The 681-nt window shown below is 54.2% G+C and carries 1 rRNA gene; it reads left to right on the top strand.

The annotated features are described in order from the left end of the window. Positions 1 to 681: ribosomal RNA gene (locus ACFOY7_RS18420) — 16S ribosomal RNA — on the top strand; the annotation flags it as partial.

The following is a 681-nucleotide window of genomic DNA, read 5'->3' as shown; positions in this document are numbered from 1 at the left end:
CGTAGGGGGCAAGCGTTGTCCGGAATTATTGGGCGTAAAGCGCGCGTAGGCGGTTTCTTAAGTCTGATGTGAAATCTTGCGGCTCAACCGCAAGCGGTCATTGGAAACTGGGGAACTTGAGTACAGAAGAGGAGAGCGGAATTCCACGTGTAGCGGTGAAATGCGTAGATATGTGGAGGAACACCAGTGGCGAAGGCGGCTCTCTGGTCTGTAACTGACGCTGAGGTGCGAAAGCGTGGGGAGCGAACAGGATTAGATACCCTGGTAGTCCACGCCGTAAACGATGAGTGCTAGGTGTTAGGGGGTTTCCGCCCCTTAGTGCTGCAGTTAACGCATTAAGCACTCCGCCTGGGGAGTACGGCCGCAAGGCTGAAACTCAAAAGAATTGACGGGGGCCCGCACAAGCGGTGGAGCATGTGGTTTAATTCGAAGCAACGCGAAGAACCTTACCAGGTCTTGACATCTTCGGACGACCCTAGAGATAGGGAGTTCCCTTCGGGGACCGAATGACAGGTGGTGCATGGTTGTCGTCAGCTCGTGTCGTGAGATGTTGGGTTAAGTCCCGCAACGAGCGCAACCCTTGATCTTAGTTGCCAGCATTTAGTTGGGCACTCTAAGGTGACTGCCGGTGACAAACCGGAGGAAGGTGGGGATGACGTCAAATCATCATGCCCCTTATGA

It is taken from the genome of Gracilibacillus xinjiangensis, assembly GCF_042651765.1.
In the GTDB taxonomy this organism is placed as follows: Bacteria; Bacillota; Bacilli; order Bacillales; family Amphibacillaceae; genus Gracilibacillus; species Gracilibacillus xinjiangensis.
The sequence above is the reverse complement of the archived record's forward strand: the minus strand, read 5'-3'. Positions and strand labels throughout refer to the sequence as shown.